General features: G+C 41.2%; 12 protein-coding genes. 7 read left to right on the forward strand and 5 right to left on the reverse strand.

The genetic code is table 11. The annotated features are described in order from the left end of the window. Nucleotides 1-90: 90 nt before the first annotated feature. The 6 genes from KSX81_RS11140 to KSX81_RS11165 all read left to right on the forward strand — a co-directional run bounded on the left by KSX81_RS11140 (nucleotide 91) and on the right by KSX81_RS11165 (nucleotide 8,638). Nucleotides 91-1,707 (forward strand): DUF6377 domain-containing protein, encoded by a 1,617-nt coding sequence (locus tag KSX81_RS11140; protein WP_004298058.1) that lies wholly within the window; start codon nucleotides 91-93, stop codon nucleotides 1,705-1,707. 214 nt (nucleotides 1,708-1,921) lie between these two features. Continuing rightward, a complete protein-coding gene (locus KSX81_RS11145) occupies nucleotides 1,922-3,085 on the forward strand; it encodes a glycoside hydrolase family 76 protein (protein WP_004298056.1) in 1,164 nt (387 codons plus the stop codon). A gap of 35 nt (nucleotides 3,086-3,120) precedes the next feature. Continuing rightward, nucleotides 3,121-4,587, forward strand: coding sequence for a glycoside hydrolase family 125 protein (locus KSX81_RS11150; RefSeq protein ID WP_004298055.1), 1,467 nt, complete (start codon nucleotides 3,121-3,123; stop codon nucleotides 4,585-4,587). Nucleotides 4,588-4,752: 165 nt separating this feature from the next. Further along, nucleotides 4,753-5,820, forward strand: coding sequence for a tyrosine-protein phosphatase (locus KSX81_RS11155; RefSeq protein ID WP_004322548.1), 1,068 nt, complete (start codon nucleotides 4,753-4,755; stop codon nucleotides 5,818-5,820). Between the two features lie 115 nt (nucleotides 5,821-5,935). After that, entirely contained in the window at nucleotides 5,936-7,873 is a 1,938-nt protein-coding gene (locus KSX81_RS11160) for a DEAD/DEAH box helicase (RefSeq protein WP_217725751.1), read from the forward strand. Between the two features lie 558 nt (nucleotides 7,874-8,431). Next, nucleotides 8,432-8,638 carry a sugar-binding domain-containing protein gene (locus tag KSX81_RS11165; protein WP_004298051.1) on the forward strand — a complete coding sequence of 69 codons (207 nt, stop codon included), beginning with the start codon at nucleotides 8,432-8,434 and terminating at the stop codon, nucleotides 8,636-8,638. Here KSX81_RS11165 and KSX81_RS11170 read toward each other — a convergent pair. Beyond that, entirely contained in the window at nucleotides 8,632-11,289 is a 2,658-nt protein-coding gene (locus KSX81_RS11170; protein ID WP_004298048.1) for a glycoside hydrolase family 78 protein, read from the reverse strand. The genes KSX81_RS11165 and KSX81_RS11170 overlap by 7 nt on opposite strands. A 143-nt stretch (nucleotides 11,290-11,432) precedes the next feature. Between KSX81_RS11170 and KSX81_RS11175 the strand changes: the two genes are divergently transcribed. Then, a complete protein-coding gene (locus tag KSX81_RS11175) occupies nucleotides 11,433-12,299 on the forward strand; it encodes a DMT family transporter (protein ID WP_004298047.1) in 867 nt (288 codons plus the stop codon). A gap of 28 nt (nucleotides 12,300-12,327) precedes the next feature. Here the strand turns inward: KSX81_RS11175 and KSX81_RS11180 are convergent, their stop codons facing one another. The 4 genes from KSX81_RS11180 to KSX81_RS11195 are packed head-to-tail and all read right to left on the reverse strand — an operon-like array spanning nucleotide 12,328 to nucleotide 18,150. Next, entirely contained in the window at nucleotides 12,328-14,469 is a 2,142-nt protein-coding gene (locus KSX81_RS11180; RefSeq protein ID WP_004298045.1) for a S46 family peptidase, read from the reverse strand. Between the two features lie 19 nt (nucleotides 14,470-14,488). After that, nucleotides 14,489-15,844, reverse strand: coding sequence for a TIGR00341 family protein (locus KSX81_RS11185; RefSeq protein WP_004298044.1), 1,356 nt, complete (start codon nucleotides 15,842-15,844; stop codon nucleotides 14,489-14,491). A gap of 2 nt (nucleotides 15,845-15,846) precedes the next feature. After that, a complete protein-coding gene (locus tag KSX81_RS11190; protein ID WP_004298043.1) occupies nucleotides 15,847-17,343 on the reverse strand; it encodes a polysaccharide biosynthesis C-terminal domain-containing protein in 1,497 nt (498 codons plus the stop codon). 30 nt (nucleotides 17,344-17,373) lie between these two features. Beyond that, complete coding sequence (locus KSX81_RS11195) at nucleotides 17,374-18,150, reverse strand: dienelactone hydrolase family protein (RefSeq protein WP_004298042.1); 777 nt, start codon at nucleotides 18,148-18,150, stop codon at nucleotides 17,374-17,376. Nucleotides 18,151-18,207: the final 57 nt, after the last annotated feature.

The following is an 18,207-nucleotide window of genomic DNA, read 5'->3' on the forward strand; positions in this document are numbered from 1 at the left end:
CCATATTAAGTTAATCTGTCAACCTTAACTTAATATGGATTTCCTTATCTTTGCAAACAACCATATTCAATAAGCAATCTTACTTAATATATGAAAAGATTTATTTTACCTCTATTGATAATCTTTATCTTCATCAGTTTACCAGCAAAAGCAAACGATGAAGTAAAAACATTGTTAAAAGTATTAGATAAATCTCTACAAAACAAAGCTAGTTATACCCAACAAAAGCAAAGACAGATAGACAGCCTGAAAATAATATTAAGACAATCCAGGGATATTCGAAAGAAAGTTGGGACAGCACAGTCTCTTTGTTTTGAGTATTCATCTTTCCAAAAAGATTCCGCTTTAGCCTATGCCATCCACATGAACAGGTTCGCTCAAGAAAGTAATGACAAAGAACTTTTAATTGAAGCTAAACTGGATTATTCAAGAATATTATCTTCGATGGGCTTTTTCAAAGAAGCTTTGGCAATTACCAATTCGATGCAACAAAAGCAACTATCTCCTAAACTCAAAGCTGAATATTTTCTCGGACAAGTCACGATCTACAATCACCAGAAAGCTTTTGCTTCCAACGAGGACGATTCACAAGAAAATGATCTGATAGCACAAATATATCGCGATTCGCTGCTCCAATGCAAAGAAGTCCCATCAAACGTACGAGCTTTTATAACCGCACCAACTCTTCTTTTCCATAAAAAGTATGATGATGCTATTCATATACTGGACAGCACTTATCAAAGTTATACACCCTATTCAAGAAATGCCGGAATCATAGCATATTCTCTGGCATCTGCCTATCAAGGTAAAAATGATCATGAGAATACGATTAAGTATTTCGCAATATCCGCCATTTCTGATGTATTAAATGGAGCTAGAGAAAACCTCTCTTTAAAAATATTAGCCAAACTAATCTTTGAGAGTGGGGACATAGACCGGGCATCTAAATATATGAAAAATGCAATGGAGGACGCTATCCTATGTAATGCGAGAATTAACACCATCGAAGCCTCAGATATGTATCTTTTCATAGATAAGGCATTTCAAGAAAAGGAGAAACATAAATTTATCATCATAACGGCATTGCTCATTGCATTATGCATTGTCTGCATTCTGCTATTCATCCTGTCCGTACAACTGAAAAAACAAAAAGGTAAAGTGGAACAAGCTAATGAGAGTTTGTCTTATCATCTTTACGAAATACAACAAATGAACTCAATATTGGCAGATAACAATAAAATCAAAGAAGAATATGTAGGGCTGTATATGGAACAATATACCAGTTATATCAGTAAAATTGCCAATTTTAAGAAAAGAGCACTCAAAATAGCCAAAAGTGAAGATATAAAGAAAGTAACCTCTTTCCTCCACTCCTCTCTCAATACAGAAGAAGATCTGGCTGAATTTTATAATAACTTCGACAAAGCAATCCTGAATCTCTTTCCGAATTTCGTCGAAGATTTTAACGCATTGCTTTTACCGGAAAATGCAATCATTCCAGGACCCGGCAAACTCTTAACACCCGAATTACGGATCTTCGCACTTATCCGACTGGGAATTACAGACAGTGTGAAAATAGCTCATTTCTTACAGTACTCATTATCGACCATCTATAATTACCGCTCAAAAATGCGGATCAAAGCAAATGGAGACCGGAATGAATTTGAAGAAAAAGTAGCTCGAATCGGACAACAAATCCGGGAATAACAGTGCATTAATCATACAGCATCATTTACATTTATCAGAGATTCCCTGACCAAATATTCCCTGATTATCAACAACATACCCTAAACAATCATTTACAATCTGCTCACTCCCCTTTTAAAAAGTAACCGAAATAAGGTATTTTTGTAGGGTCACAATAAAACCTGCGAACTAATTCAAATTACTATTTATATAAACACCACTTAAATAAAAAATTATGAACGGCCTATTACTTAATGTTATTTGTGCTTTCACCATTGCAAACACAAATCCTAACATAGAAAAAGCACAGCAAACTTTGGATGCTCTTTACCAAAACTATGCAGCACCCAACACCTGTCTTTTACGTGAGAATTATCCTTTTGACCAAGACAGTAAGGCAACTTATCTAGCATCAGAAGAACAAGCAAAAAGACGCAATGAATATTCCTACCTTTGGCCGTATTCGGGTACATTCTCTGCAGTAAATGCATTACTGGAGAGCACTGGAAATAAGAAGTATAAAAAGCTTCTGGAAAACAAAGTACTACCAGGATTGGAAGAATACTTCGACACACGAAGAGAACCATTCGCTTACTCATCTTATATCAGCAGCCAACCTCTCTCCGATCGTTTTTATGATGATAACGTCTGGTTAGGTATCGATTTTACCGATTTTTATCGAATGACAGGAAAACAAGCTTATCTGGAGAAAGCTAAACTAATATGGAAGTTTATCCTTAGTGGTAAAGATGACGTACTCGGCGGAGGAGTCTACTGGTGCGAACAAAAGAAGGAATCTAAAAATACTTGTTCTAATGCACCGGGAGCCGTATTCGCTCTCAAACTATTTCAAGCTACTCAAGATGATGCCTATTTAAAAGAAGGAAAAGAGTTATACGAATGGACTAAAAAGAACCTGGAAGACTCAAAAGATCATCTATACTTTGACAACATCTCACTCAACAAGAAAACCGGTCGTGCCAAATTTGCCTATAACAGTGGACAAATGATGCAGGCAGCTGCCCTACTCTATCAAATTACCAAACAGAAAAGTTATCTGGAAGATGCACAAAATATAGCAGAAGCGTGTCACAAGCACTTCTTCACTCAGTTCACCTCTCCAGACGGACAAACATTCCAATTACTGAAAAAAGGAAATATTTGGTTCACAGCCGTTATGCTTAGAGGCTTTATTGAACTTTATCAGATAGACCATAACAAGACTTATCTAACCGATTTCCAGAGAAGTCTTGATTACGCATGGCATCATGCCAGAGATGAACGAGGCTTGTTCCAGACAGATTGGAGCGGCACAGATAAAAACGAGAAAAAATGGCTCTTGACACAAGCTGCTTTCATAGAAATGTATGGAAGACTAGGCGGAATCGATTTACAATAATCACTTTTAATAACCCTCTTAAAAACAATAGAGATATGAAGAAAAGAAATATCGGAATATGTATCATCACGACCACCCTATTAATGGGAGGTCCTGCCAAAGCTACAGAACTTATCCTGGCTAAGGATCATACCAATGTGGTCAATCAAGCAGCTGAAATTGCCGCTTATAAAAGTAATCGTCCACCCGTAAACAAGCGGCTTTTTAAATCAAAAGCCGTGGAAGCAGAAATCATCAGGGTGAAAAAGCTACTTACTAATCAAAAATTGGCATGGATGTTCGAGAATTGTTTTCCAAATACCCTTGAGACAACAGTTCATTACCGTACAACAGACGGTAAGCCTGATACTTTCGTCTACACAGGAGATATCCATGCCATGTGGTTACGTGACTCAGGAGCACAGGTTTGGCCTTATATACAATTAGCGAATAAAGACCCGGAATTGAAGAAAATGCTCGAAGGAGTGATACGCAGACAATTTAAATGTATAAATATCGATCCATACGCCAATGCTTTCAATGATGGGGCTGTGGGAGGAGATTGGATGTCCGACCTGACCGATATGAAACCGGAATTACATGAAAGAAAATGGGAAATAGATTCTCTATGTTACCCACTACGTCTGGCCTACCAATATTGGAAAGAGACCGGTGATGCCAGTATTTTTGATAGTGAATGGATACAAGCCATCACCAACATCCTGTCTACTTTTAAGGAGCAACAACGTAAGGAGGGAGTAGGACCTTATAAATTTCAACGCAAAACGGAACGTGCACTCGATACATTAAACAACAACGGTTTAGGTGCTCCTGTGAATCCTGTCGGACTAATTGTTTCAGCCTTCCGTCCATCTGACGATGCTACAACCTTGCAATTTCTCGTGCCGTCTAATTTCTTTGCTGTTTCTTCGTTAAAGAAAGCTGCTGAAATTCTGAATACTGTAAATCAAAATGCAGAAATGGCAAAACAATGTACAGATCTGGCAAAAGAAGTAGAGACTGCACTAAAAAAATATGCAACTTACAATCACCCTAAATATGGTACAATTTATACTTTTGAGGTAGATGGTTTCGGAAATCATTTTTTAATGGATGATGCTAATGTACCAAGTTTATTGGCAATGCCTTATCTTGGCGATGTAGATATTAACGATCCTATCTATCAGAATACACGCCGTTTTGTATGGAGCAAGGATAATCCTTATTTCTTCAAAGGAAAAGCAGGAGAAGGAATTGGTGGTCCTCACATCGGCTATGACATGGTATGGCCTATGAGTATCATGATGAAAGCATTTACCAGTCAGGACGACCAGGAGATCAAGGAGTGTGTAAAAATGCTAATCAACACAGACGCAGGGACAGGCTTTATGCATGAATCTTTTCACAAAGATGATCCCAATAACTTCACCCGTGCTTGGTTTGCATGGCAAAATACCTTGTTCGGCGAACTAATTTTAAAGTTAATAAATGAAGGAAAAACTGATTTATTGAACAGCATCTAATAAAGCTGATTTATACAATTTTTCATTCAGGGCACTCTTCCATCAGAAGATGTGCCCTTTTTTAACACGTAAATTACTATTAACTTTGGCTAATTATCGCAAAGGAATTACCACATCTTCGGGTAATTCTTATCTTTGCAGTATACGATTCAAGGCAAAGAAACTATGTATAAAAACCTGTTAAGCTGGCTTACTGTTTTATTAGTGCTCCCATCATGTTCCGGCACATCACCTGCTATATCTGTGGTATGTGAAGAAAACAACGTAGGAAACTGTATTATCAAATGGGAAACAGCACCAATATTAAAAGGGCAGGTAAAAGTATACACTTCCACTTCTCCTGAAACTATTCCGGAAAATTCTCCCATTGCAATAACCAACATTTCCAGTGGTAAAATGACCATCGTAACCAATGATCCGTCCCAACGCTATTACTACTTGATGGTATTTAATAACAAATACCGAATCAAAGTGGCTACCCGCAACATTAATATCCCCGGCATACAGAATTTCCGTGATTTAGGAGGATATGAATCTGCCGGTACTGGCAAATCTCTTCGCTGGGGAATGATATACCGTTCCGCACAAATAGACAGCATTCCTCCCTGCTCACGCCAGGAACTTAAGAATATGGGGATACGGACAATCATAGACTTACGTTCTGAAAATGAACGCCACAACTACCCGCAATTGCATGATGATGAATTTAATATCATACATATCCCTATTCTCACAGGGAACATGGAAGAAATTCTGCAAGGAATTCAGGAAGAGAAGATAAAAAGTGACACTATTTATCGTTTGGTAGAACAAATGAATCGGGAATTAGTTATAAACTACCAAAAGGAATTCAAAAAGCTGTTCACCGTCCTTCTCGACCGTACTCATTATCCGGTTGTGATTCATTGTACATCCGGGAAAGGGCGTACAGGGGTCGTTTCCGCCTTATTGCTTGCCGCTCTTGGAGTCAACGAAGACGTCATTATGGAAGACTATCGTTTGAGTAATGACTATTTTAATATTCCCAAAGCTTCTCAATATGCATATAAGTTATCGGTCAATTCGCAAGAAGCCATTACAACCATCTACTCTGCAAAAGAAGATTTCCTGAACGCTGCCAAAGAACAGATTGAGGCTGAATACGGGAGCGTACAGACCTATCTGAAAAAGGGAATCGGACTTTCTGCAGAAGAAATTGAACAGTTACGCAGCATCTTATTAACTGATAATTAATAGTTGATAAGTGATAAAATAGGGTGGCGTCTATAATAATTATCTACTATCAATCATTCATTATCAACTAAATTAACTATCTTTGCAGCCGAAATAAAAGATATACAGAGATTTAATGAAGACATTTGAAGAGCTTGGCGTTTCTCCGGAGATACGTAGAGCAATTGAAGAAATGGGATACGAGAATCCCATGCCGGTACAAGAAGAAGTGATTCCGTACCTTTTAGGAGAAAATAATGATGTAGTAGCTCTTGCACAGACAGGAACAGGTAAAACAGCCGCATTCGGTTTGCCCTTGCTCCAACAGATTGACGTAAAAAACAGAATTCCACAATCGCTTATCCTCTGCCCTACCCGCGAGCTTTGTCTCCAGATAGCAGGAGATTTGAATGACTATTCCAAATACATTGACGGACTAAAAGTATTACCTGTATATGGTGGTTCTTCCATTGACAGCCAGATACGCAGCCTCAAACGAGGGGTACACATCATTGTAGCTACCCCCGGACGCCTGCTGGACCTGATGGAGCGCAAAACCGTATCTCTATCTACCATCCACAATGTGGTAATGGATGAAGCCGACGAAATGCTTAATATGGGATTCACAGAAAGCATCAACGCCATTCTGGCTGATGTACCGCAGGAGCGCAACACCCTATTGTTTTCCGCAACAATGAGTCCGGAAATCGCACGCATTTCCAAAAATTACCTACGCAATGCGAAAGAAATCACTATTGGCCGCAAGAATGAAAGCACCAACAACGTTAAACACGTTGTTTATACCGTACAGGCTAAGGACAAATACGAAGCTTTAAAGCGTATCGTCGATTACTACCCACAAATATACGGTATTATTTTCTGCCGTACCCGTAAAGAAACTCAAGAAATTGCCGACAAATTAATGCAAGAAGGCTACAATGCCGATTCTTTGCATGGTGAACTTTCTCAAGCACAACGGGATGCTGTTATGCAGAAATTCCGCATCCGCAATTTGCAACTGCTCGTGGCAACTGACGTGGCTGCCCGCGGACTTGATGTAGACGATCTGACACATGTTATCAATTACGGATTACCAGACGATACAGAGAGTTATACACATCGCAGCGGACGTACAGGACGTGCCGGAAAGACAGGAACTTCCATAGCCATCATCAATCTTCGTGAAAAAGGAAAGATGAGAGATATCGAACGGATTATCAGCAAAAAATTCATTGTCGGAGAAATGCCAACAGCAGCAGGAATCTGTCAGAAGCAGCTGATTAAGGTTATTGATGATCTCGAAAAAGTAAAAGTAAACGAGGAAGAGATTGCTGACTTTATGCCGGAAATCTACCGTAAACTGGAATGGTTGAGCAAAGAGGACCTGATTAAACGAATGGTTTCTCACGAATTCAACCGTTTCGCCGAGTATTATCGCAACCGTGCAGAAATAGAAGTACCGACTGACATCAGAGGAGAACGTACCGGACGGGGTGACCGCAAAGAAGGTGGTTTCGAAAAAAGAAGCCGCCAAGCTGCACCGGGCTTTAACCGCCTGTTTATCAATTTGGGTAAAACAGACAGTTTCTTCCCCAGCGACCTTATCGGCTTATTGAACAGCAACACACGGGGACGTATCGAGTTGGGACGCATTGACCTAATGCAGAACTATTCTTTCTTTGAGGTACCGGAAAAGGAAGCGACAAATGTAATCAAGGCGCTGAATAGGGCTAAATGGAACGGACGCAAGGTAGTTGTTGAGATTGCCGGCGCCGGTGAAGAAAGCGGAAAAGGACGTGGAAACGGTTCAAATGAGCGCAAGGGAAATAAACGATTCGGCGGCAAAAGCGACGAACGTGCACCGCGCTATGAGAATAAGGATAGAAAACCGAAAGATGCTTCTGCAAAAGACTCAAAGTCAACAAAAAAAGATAAACCTAGTCGTGCTGCTGATCGGGGATACTCTGATGCTCGCGGTCCGAAGAAGAAAGATGACTGGCAAGAGTTTTTTAAAGATAAAGAACCTGACTTCAGCGAAGAAGGATGGGCACGTAGAAAACCTAAGAAGAAATAAATATGAAGCAAGCATAATCCGTAGATTTGTACATTATTAGTCAGAGATCTTTATGTTACAACTAATTACCATCTTGACATTCTAATGAGAAGGAACAACATTATCCCTATTCTATCTTATTGAAAAAAGACAACTGTTCATACAGAATCTACTTTTGTGTTTCTAATAAACTTTCTTATCGTTTTTAATAAACGATATTCCTATTTATTAAAAACGATAAGAAGTCTATCTACTGCAAACAATTCAATTTTATACAACAAAAAAGGTTGCAAACTCATCAAAAGTCTGCAACCTTTAGTATATAATAAATTTCCTCTTCTTCTAAAGAGAGGTAAATCGTCGGCAACTCTGTTCTAATATTATACTATTCATACACATAATTTCCAATCAATAAGTTTCTTTTCTGATCACAAAGATACAAAATAAAAAGTCGTTTGTCAAGTTCTTATTTCAAAACACTCCATCTATTAGTTATAAAGCAGCTATACAAAAGCACGAAATTGGGACAAACCTCTCTATTGTAACGTGATCTATCCATTCTGAGATTATAGCAAAGGAGTGCAGTGGCCCAATGTCATCCAGCCTCGTCCGGCAGATTACACTTTCGCTTCCATGCCCAATCCGGTAGGTAGCTATCGGAGGGATTTCACTCTGCCCGATTCATGGAAGGGGAGAGATATATTCATCCGTTTCAATGGTGTAGAAGCTGTTTTTTACATCTGGATAAACAGCAACCGGGATTACCAATCGAAAGACATTCAATAAACAGCTCTCTTTATAGGTAATTCCAAGATATGTTTTCCTGCTTCCAATTTTACTGCACGCTCTCCTTTCACATTGTCGGGTGCATAAAAGGTAGCAGTGCTATTTGCCGGAACAGTTACATGATAGACAATACGGTTCTTTTTACGTTCCCATTTAGAGCAGATTTCCCCATAAGGTGATTGATATCTGGCTTCGAGCTCATTTAATCCACTGGGGAAATTAGGCCGAAGGAGAATATGTTTGAATCCGGGATTTTCGGGGTCAGGGAAGATTCCACCCAATCCTTTATAAAACCACCCTCCAATTTCTCCGAACATCATGTGATTGTCTGATATGTCACGTGTGGCATTCAAATCCCAGTTCTCCAGTAATGTGGTAGCACCATTGGCAATCCAGCAACCCCATGATGGATAAGTGTCTTGTGCAGCTAATTTATAAGCCGTTTCGGCTTCACCGTTCTCACTTAACGCATTCAATATAGCTTTTGCTCCCAACACACCTACATCCAAATGAAAGCCGGCTGCTTCCACCTGTTTTGCCAGATTCCGGGCTACTTTTCTCTTCAACTCTTCGGGAACAATGCCCCATTGCAAAGGAACGCTCTGTTCCGTCTGAACGCCGCTACCATAAATGCCCGTTTCTCTATTCAGAAACTTGTCATTAATCGCGTTCTTTATCTTATTGGCAAGAGCAGAATAATATTTATAGTCTTCCGTTTTATTAAACATCTTTGCGGCATTGGCAAGTATTTTGGTGTCCACATAGAAATAGACAGAAGAGGTCAGTTCCTTGGAAGAATGTGATTTAACAGGCACCCAGTCTCCTCTTCCCCATGAGGTCAATCCGGTCGGACTGGTGCGATCCACATAGTCTACATATCGCTTTATATTTTCATAACAGTCTGCCAACAGTTTATGATCGCCATAAAACATATAAATATTCCATGGAATAAGGGCAATAGTGCTTGTCCAATCCAGTCCATTATCCGTACCATATCCCCAGCCTCCTGTAGGAATAATATCGGGAAGTACACCATTAGGCTGTTGCTCATCTCTATGGTCGGCAAGCCATTTCTCATAAACAGTGATACCGTCATAATTGTATAATGCCGTTTCAATAGCAAAATGACCGTCGCCTGTCCATCCGTTCTTCTCACGCTGGGGACAGTCGGTGGGATACCCCATCAAGTTGGACAAATAGGCATTATTTGTAGCCCACCAAAGACGGTTGATAAGTGCGTTCGAAGTATGAATCATCCCTTTCTGCGGAACATCACTATGCACAAAGTAAGCTGTCAGATTATTCTCATTCAATACAAGGGGGTTAGTGCTTGTTACTTCCACGTATCTGAAACCTTTATAATTGAATCGTGCCATAAATTCATCCTCTCCCTTTCCACTCAAAACGAGGATGTCCGTTTGAAAAGGATCGGAGTTGTCTACCGGGCGGTGATACACATCAATATTTGACGTATTCACTCGTCCGTTGTCATACAACCGCTCACCATGTTTCAGTCTCACTACAGTTCCCTCTTCCCCGGACACTTTAATGCGGGTGACTCCTGCCATATTGCGGGCAAAATCGAATACATACGTTGTATCATTAAGTTTCTTCCAGATTTTTACGGGGATTGTTTCTACTGCACGAATCGGCTGCACTTGTTGTGACACCACATTCTGTGAAGGAACAGCCCTATATCCTACTCCATTCCATTTAGAATCGTCAAAGTTCACGGTATTCCAGCCTTTCTGTTCCAAACGAGCGTCGTAATGCTCGGCTGTATAAATGCTATTAAAGATCAATGCGCCGGATGAAGTTTTCCAGTCCCGCTCCGTAGAAACGACTTCAACGGAACCATCCTCATAAGTAATCCGCACATCCATACAAAAAGCAGGACGGTTACGCCAAGGTGCACGATGAAAGTCCCACACGGCCATTGACTGATGATTATACCATCCATTGCCCAGCAACACACCAATCGCATTTTTCCCTTTCTGTATTTGGGAAGTAATATCATAAGTGACGTAGAAATTACGCCTGTCAAACCGGGTATATAGCGGGTCCAGCCGGTGGTTTCCAATCTTCTCACCATTGATATACAGTTCATACAAACCTGCTACGGCAATATATGCCCTTGCCGACCGTATCTTCTTTCGTGCATCAAACACTTTCCGGAAATAGGGAGCAGGACGGTAATTAATATCTTTGTTATCGCTAATCCAAGCCCCTTGCCAGTGTTCCATCCCCATCATGCCCGTTTCGAAACTATTAATAGCCGAAGAAGATTTCACTCCATCCTTATCCCATACATTCACTCTCCAATAATACTTGGTAAAAGGACGAAGTTCCTGTCCGGAATAGGTAATCAGAATCTGTTCGGAGTCCTTTTTGCCCGAATCCCAGATAGTTCCTTTCCCTGCAATCAATTCAAGAGAGTCTTTGTCTACGATGACTTGACAGGCTGTTTGCCGTGCTCCTTTTCGAGCATCATTCAGCATCCATGATAACCGGGGAGCAGGATTATCTATTCCCAAGGGATTCACCAAATAATCACAAACCAGATTCACTGGTTTACAGCTGCCTGACTCTTGTGAAAATGCTGCTTGCAGCATTAAAAATAGTAATCCCGGTAATAGTGTCAATCGTTTCATTTTATCCAAAAATTAGTTTGTATTTTCTTTCAATCGGATGCCATATTTACATCGCGTGCTAATTTACGAAAAATATTGTATGGACGCTTTATCTACTTGCCTCAAAAAAGCTATATCTTTGCGGCCCGAATATATACTTGACTATGAATAAAGTTAATGGTTTACTATATGGGCTGCTTTCATCGGCTTCTTTTGGACTTATCCCTCTATTTACCATTCCTGCCATGCAAGCAGGGATGCAATTTGAATCTATACTTTTCTATCGTTTCCTGTTTGCCTGTCTGGCGTTAGGCGGAATCTTATTGGTGAATGGTCAATCATTTCGCATCAAGAGGCAGGACATTCCTTCCCTGTTTCTTCTTGCGCTTCTTTATTTAATGTCTGCCGTATTCCTGTTCTGGGGATATAAGTTTATGGCTAGCGGAGTTGCCACCACTATTCATTTCATGTATCCGGTGCTTACCACGTTAATCATGATGCTCTTCTTTAAAGAAAAGAAGTCCGGCTGGCGGATCGCTGCCATTGCATCCGCAGTGGCAGGAGTTTATTTCTTATCCGGCGGAGATACAAAAACGGGAAGCTTTTCTTTCCTGGGACTTTTCATTGTTCTTCTGTCGGCACTCGGATATGCGCTTTATCTCGTCACAATGAGCCAACTAAAAATTGGACAGATGAAGGGGCTACTGCTTACTTTCTACGTATTCCTTTTCGGAGGTATTCTCCTTTTTATCGGAACGGAAACCATCAGCCAGCTTCAACCCATCAGCAAATGGCATACTGCCGGCAACTTGATTCTATTAGCTTTAATCCCTACCGTAGTTTCTAATCTTGCTCTAGTAAGAGCCGTAAAAAGCATCGGCTCCACACTCACCTCTGTGTTGGGAGCTATGGAGCCGGTAACTGCTGTATGTGTAGGTATCTTTCTTTTCGGGGAAGCCTTCACCACAAGCATTGGTGTAGGTATTGCACTGATTATCGCTGCCGTAATCGTTATTATATTAAAACGATAAAAAATGCGGTTTCATCGGAATATTTACTTCATCGACCCATTTTTAATTCCTGAATAAGATGGGCTGCCTTACCGTATTTCTCTATGATAAAGAGCATATACCGCACATCTACCCCGATGCAACGCTGCAAATCTGGTTCGAATACGATATCACTGCTCATTGCTTCCCAGTTGCCATCAAAAGCCAAGCCTAGTAATTCTCCTTTGGCATTAAACATGGCACTGCCGGAATTACCGCCTGTAATGTCATTGTTGGAGATAAAACAAACATTCATATCTCCCTGCGCATTGGCATATCTTCCGAAATCACCGGAAGAAAGCAAACTCAACAACTCCGGCTGAACGGCAAAGTCAATATCACCCGCATGTTCCTTCACTTTCTCAAAAATGCCTTTCACGGTTGTGTAGTAATCATAAGTGGCTCCATCAAAAGGAGTATATCCTCCAACCGTTCCGAAACTAAGCCGCATGGTAGAGTTGGCATCCGGATAAAAATTACGATCAGCATACATCCGGCGCATGGCTGCATTGAACAAACGCTCCCCCTCCTCTATCTGCTCGGAAGCCTCGGAAATGCTTTGATTCATCTCATAATACTTCACAATCAAATCCAGACTTAAGGAAACAGCCGGATCCTCTATGAGATTATAAGTAGTATCTCGCTCCAGAAAGCGTTTTAAGCCTTTAGGAGACGTTATATTGGAAGTTGCATACAAAGAGTCTACATAGGTCTGAATATTCCCGTTGTAGAGCGTATCTATCTTCTCATACATAGCAGGCAGAAACTTTTTATCCACTTTCGACTGATACTCTTTGAGCATGGCAGCAAAAACCTCCTTATCAATGGAAAGATCGAGATTATCATACTTCTCCAGTAACTTTTTCATGCGGGTTATCACCAACTTCTCTTCCGCCTCAAAGTCGAAATTGAGAATTTCAAGAGCGAGCTGCACTAACTCGGGACCATTTATAAACGATTCACCGAAATAAGCCAACGCACGATTGGTTTCACGGCGATTACTATAACTCAACTCTAAAGAAGAAAATAAACGAATCAGTTTCTCTCTCTCTTCCGGATGAGACTGAATCCAGTTACGAAGCTCTGCTTCAGCCACCCGCTTCTTTTCCAACACTTTCAAATGCTTGATGGCTTTATTCGTTCCGATGCTATTCTTCCAATAATTGGAGCTTTCATCGTATTTTGAAGCATACTTAATGCGAATATCCGGACGACGGTCCATCTCCCGTTTCCAGATGGTTTGTTTCACTCCCCGTACATCAATCATTGCCTGATTGATTCCATTCATCATCTCTTCGATACCATACGAGGAAAGGTAACGTTCCGTACTGCCCGGATAGCCAAGCGTCATGCAGAAAGAACCTTCTTTGTATCCATCCAAAGAAATGGGTGCTACATATTCGGGATGATAAGGGACGTTTTCAGGAGAATAATCCGCCGGACCATTCTTGGTATTAGCATAGATACGAAATACGCTGAAATCGCCCGTATGACGCGGCCACATCCAATTATCCGTATCCCATCCGAACTTCCCGACAGAAGAAGGAGGTGCAAAAACCAGGCGGACATCATTATAATCACGATAAACAGATAGCCAGAATTCATTCCCTGCATAATAAGCATCTACAATACCAGTCAATGTAGAATCCTTTTCGGAGACTTCCATACTGATTACATTCATAATCGAATCAACAGCCACACGGCGTTCTGTTTCCGTTTTAGCATGCCGGGCGGCAGACAATACGCGTTTAGTAACATCTTCCGTACGAAGCAGGAAACGAACATACAATTCCGGATTCGGCAGTTCTTCCTCAAGACTACGTGCAAAGAAGCCATCTTTCAGATAATCATGTTCCACTGAAGAATGTTGCTGAATACTGCTAAAGCCACAATGATGATTAGTAAACACCAGACCGTCTTCAGAAACCACCACTCCTGAACAGAAGCCTCCAAAACTGACAACAGCATCTGCCAGACATGGTTTCTTCGGATCATATATTTTATTCACAGGCATCTGCAAACCAAGTTCTTTCATTACCCGGTCAGTCTGTTTATTCTTTCGGAGATTTCCCAACAACCACATTCCCTCATCGGCAAATACATTCGACAGACAGAGAGAAAAGACTATCAAGACGGTTAGTCTGAACTTCATATTATTATTTTTAGATTCATTATTCTGTAATCAGCCTCAACTTCTTCGTTCCTACGCGGGCTTTCAGCCATTCGCTGATTTTCTCTTTTTCAGCAACAGACGGATGTCTGGCGAATTTAAGGACAGCCAATGTTACCGTATCCGTCTTCATCGAATCGACCCGCACTTCGAGCGAGTGAGCGATGGAAAGAGTTGTGATGGAAGGATAAAGTACCTTCAATTCGGGTACTAATGTACGACTCATAGCATCGTACGTTCTGTATTGCTCCAGTGTTGTCTCCAGTTGGGAAATTTTCACCGCCTGTTGTTGAAGCCGTTGCTCACTGTTTTTATAGAAGTCTTCCATGACCATGGCACGGATAGAAGATACATCTACCGCCTCATTGTTCATCCCCTGTAATACAATCAGTTTCGTATCTTCCAGCTTATACTCTTTCAACTTGCTACGAGCAATAGATATCGAAGCGTCAGGCACTTCAGGACCAATCAAAACAACCCGTACTTCTTTATGGTCATAGCTAATTTTCTTATCAAGTACCTGCGTATTCTCAAAGCTCAACTGATCGTTTATAAAACGATTGGCTGCTGCTTCATAGAAAGTGCTCTTTATAATTCCAAATGTCAGATAAACTGCAGGGCACATGGTAAGCACTACAATCAGAACGATGTATTTACGTACGGTCTTCTCACGGGTTTTATCCACAAACTCTTTCCGTTGGAAATGCATCACACGAACACCGAGGAAAGTAGCCAGGCTGATAAAAACAGAGTTGATAAAGTAAAGATAAAAAGCACCCAGGAAATAAATGAGATTACCGGAAGCCAGCCCGTAACCTGCCGTACAAAGCGGCGGCATCAATGCAGTAGCAATGGCAACACCCGGAATCACATTCCCTTTTTCCTTGGTAGAGAGAGCCACGACACCTGCCAAACCACCAAAAAGCGCGATGAATACATCATAAATAGTGGGCGATGTACGTGCCAGCAACTCTGACTGTGAACCGGCAATAGGGGCAAGAAGGAAAAAGATTGTTGCCGTAGTCACACTGAAAGCAGTCGTTATGAGAAAGCTCTTCAAAGAGCGTTTCATTAATTCAAAGTCATTCAGTCCGACAGACAGTCCTACTCCCATAATAGGTCCCATCAATGGAGAAATCAACATGGCACCGATAATAACGGCAGTGGAGTTCACATTCAATCCGAGTGATGCCATGAATATGGCAAAGATCAGAATCCATAAATTGGCACCTTTGAACTCTACCCCCTTACGGATAGAATCCACTGTGGCCAGTTCGTTATCCTTATCTTTCCTCAAGTCCAGATATTCTCCCAGAAAGGACTTGATAGCAAACTTATTACGTTCATCTGTCTTCATAGTTATTTCTTCTTTATAAATCGATTAATAACAGGAATCTGACTCAATGGTAAATCCTTCTTGATAATATAAGCTATAAATAGCAATAAGAGTACGGTACGGAAAGCGAGACGGAGCACTATATTAGGGATAGGAACCTGCTCTCCAATAACGTAAAGTACCGCTGCCAGCAGAACATAAAGTCCCAGGCTCTTCAAGTCATAATGAATCGGGTATTCTTTCTGTCCTATCCAGTAGGATAGCAGCAAGATGACTGCATAGCCTGCAACAGAAGCCCATGCCGAAGCAAGATAACCGTAAACCGGCACAAACAGGATGTTCAATACGACAATAATAACACAACCAATCACCGAGAAGTAGGCTCCCCAATAGGTCTTATCCGTCAGTTTATACCAAAAGGAAAGGTTGAAATAGATCCCTTTACAGATCTCTGCAAGCATTACAATAGCTACTACCCCCAGGCCTTCCCAGTAACCCCTTGCCACCAGATAACGCAGCAAGTCGAGGTAGAACATGACAGCAAGGAAAGCCAGCAAGGAAAATATAAGAAAATACTTCATCGCAGCGGCATACATCTTCCGGTTGTCTCCTTCTCGGTCTTTGCCAAAAACAAACGGTTCGTAAGCATAACGGAAAGCTTGCGTAAACATTGCCATCACCATCGCAATCTTACTGGTTGCTGCATAGATACCCAATTGCACCAACCCTTCCTGCCGGTCTTCAAAAAGAAACGGATAGATCATCTTATCCACAGTCTGATTTAGAATACCTACCAAACCTAAGATTAATACCGGGAAAGAATATACGACCATTCGTTTCAGCAATACCCGGTCCAACTTATAAGCAAACCCCGTCAGTTCCGGGATAAAAAAGAACATCTGAACAACCGAGATAATCAGGTTGCTAATAAAAATATATCCCACTAAATAATCCGGATCATAAAACCAGGAGATAGTTGACGGACAATGTACATTCAGCCACGGGCACACCAGTAGGAAAAATAGATTCAAACCGATGCCACCAACGATAGAGAGCAGTTTGATAGCAGCAAACTTAATAGGCCGCTTTTTATACCGTAAATAGGCAAAAGGAATGCATTGGAAAGAGTCTAAAGCTACCACAACAGCCATCATCGCTATAAACTCCGGATGATCGCCATAATCCAGTAAATTGGAAATGGGTTGCAGGAATAACAGGCAAAGGAAAACAAAAATCAAAGATACCCCTCCTACCGATAACAAGGAGTTGGCATATACTTTCATCGGGTCTTCTCCCGATTTGTTGGCAAAACGGAAGAATCCCGTTTCCATACCGAACGTAAGCAGTACAAGCATCAGGGCTGTAAACGCATATACGTTTGAAACAACTCCATAACCTCCGGTGGAAGCTGGCAATACCGCTGTGTACAAAGGCACCAGCATGTAGTTAAGGAATCGTCCGACAATACTACTCAACCCATAAATTGCCGTATCTTTAGCTAATGATTTTAGTCCAGCCATGTTTTATTAGTGATTATCATTCAGATTGGTTCAACGTTTCTTCTTTTGTTTGAACAACCAATCCATAAATCCGGGATAATTGAAAGCCGGATTCCAGCTCCCATGATTACAACCGGGGAATTCAATATATTCCACATCTGCACCGGCAGCTTTCAGTGCTTTATACGCTTCGCGAGAACCTTTCACCGGAACTACATCGTCCGCATCTCCGTGAAAGATACGAAATTTCACATCCTTGGCAACCGATAGCCGACTTGGATTGACTGTACCGCAAATAGGAACTGCAGCTGCAAAAATCTCCGGATAACGCACGACTAAATCATACGTTCCCATCGCTCCCATTGAAAGACCGATAATATAAACCCGTTGTGTGTCCACTTCGGGCATTACCAGATAAGAGTCGAGCAACTGTTTAAGCGTTTGCAATATAGGACTGATCTCTTGTCCCACTGGCATTTCTGTAGGGATAAGCGACTTCGGACGTCCTGTATAAGCCCAGTAACCGTCTGTCGGACACTGTGGAATTAGAACGAAAGCGGGATACTTCTCTTGATTGACCGGATTAAGAAACATCTGTCCACCATGAGTCAACTGTTTCTCATTATCATTTCCCCGTTCGCCGGCTCCATGCAGAAACAGTACGAGCGGATACTTTTCACCTGGCTTCACCGATTCGGGATGAATCATCCGATAAGGTAAAGAGTCTCCTTTAGAAGAGACAAAAATATCCCTCCCATATTCCTGTTGAGCCGATAAAGACAAGCTCAAAAAGAGAAAAACAAGTAAAGTAGTCCATTGCTTCATCATCCAACTATGCTTTATAAAGTTCTTTTATACCGTTAATACCACTTGTCACATGACGCT

This window comes from Bacteroides sp. MSK.18.37, from assembly GCF_019129155.2.
Taxonomy (GTDB): domain Bacteria; phylum Bacteroidota; class Bacteroidia; order Bacteroidales; family Bacteroidaceae; genus Bacteroides; species Bacteroides ovatus.

Excerpts from the sequence above, each read along its gene's own strand:
- KSX81_RS11140 (WP_004298058.1), top strand. The coding sequence starts at position 91 with ATGAAAAGATTTATTTTACCTCTATTGATAATCTTTATCTTCATCAGT.
- KSX81_RS11145 (WP_004298056.1), top strand. The coding sequence starts at position 1,922 with ATGAACGGCCTATTACTTAATGTTATTTGTGCTTTCACCATTGCAAAC.
- KSX81_RS11150 (WP_004298055.1), top strand. The coding sequence starts at position 3,121 with ATGAAGAAAAGAAATATCGGAATATGTATCATCACGACCACCCTATTA.
- KSX81_RS11155 (WP_004322548.1), top strand. The coding sequence starts at position 4,753 with ATGTATAAAAACCTGTTAAGCTGGCTTACTGTTTTATTAGTGCTCCCA.
- KSX81_RS11160 (WP_217725751.1), top strand. The coding sequence starts at position 5,936 with ATGAAGACATTTGAAGAGCTTGGCGTTTCTCCGGAGATACGTAGAGCA.
- KSX81_RS11170 (WP_004298048.1), bottom strand. The coding sequence starts at position 11,289 with ATGAAACGATTGACACTATTACCGGGATTACTATTTTTAATGCTGCAA.
- KSX81_RS11175 (WP_004298047.1), top strand. The coding sequence starts at position 11,433 with ATGAATAAAGTTAATGGTTTACTATATGGGCTGCTTTCATCGGCTTCT.
- KSX81_RS11180 (WP_004298045.1), bottom strand. The coding sequence starts at position 14,469 with ATGAAGTTCAGACTAACCGTCTTGATAGTCTTTTCTCTCTGTCTGTCG.
- KSX81_RS11185 (WP_004298044.1), bottom strand. The coding sequence starts at position 15,844 with ATGAAGACAGATGAACGTAATAAGTTTGCTATCAAGTCCTTTCTGGGA.
- KSX81_RS11190 (WP_004298043.1), bottom strand. The coding sequence starts at position 17,343 with ATGGCTGGACTAAAATCATTAGCTAAAGATACGGCAATTTATGGGTTG.
- KSX81_RS11195 (WP_004298042.1), bottom strand. The coding sequence starts at position 18,150 with ATGATGAAGCAATGGACTACTTTACTTGTTTTTCTCTTTTTGAGCTTG.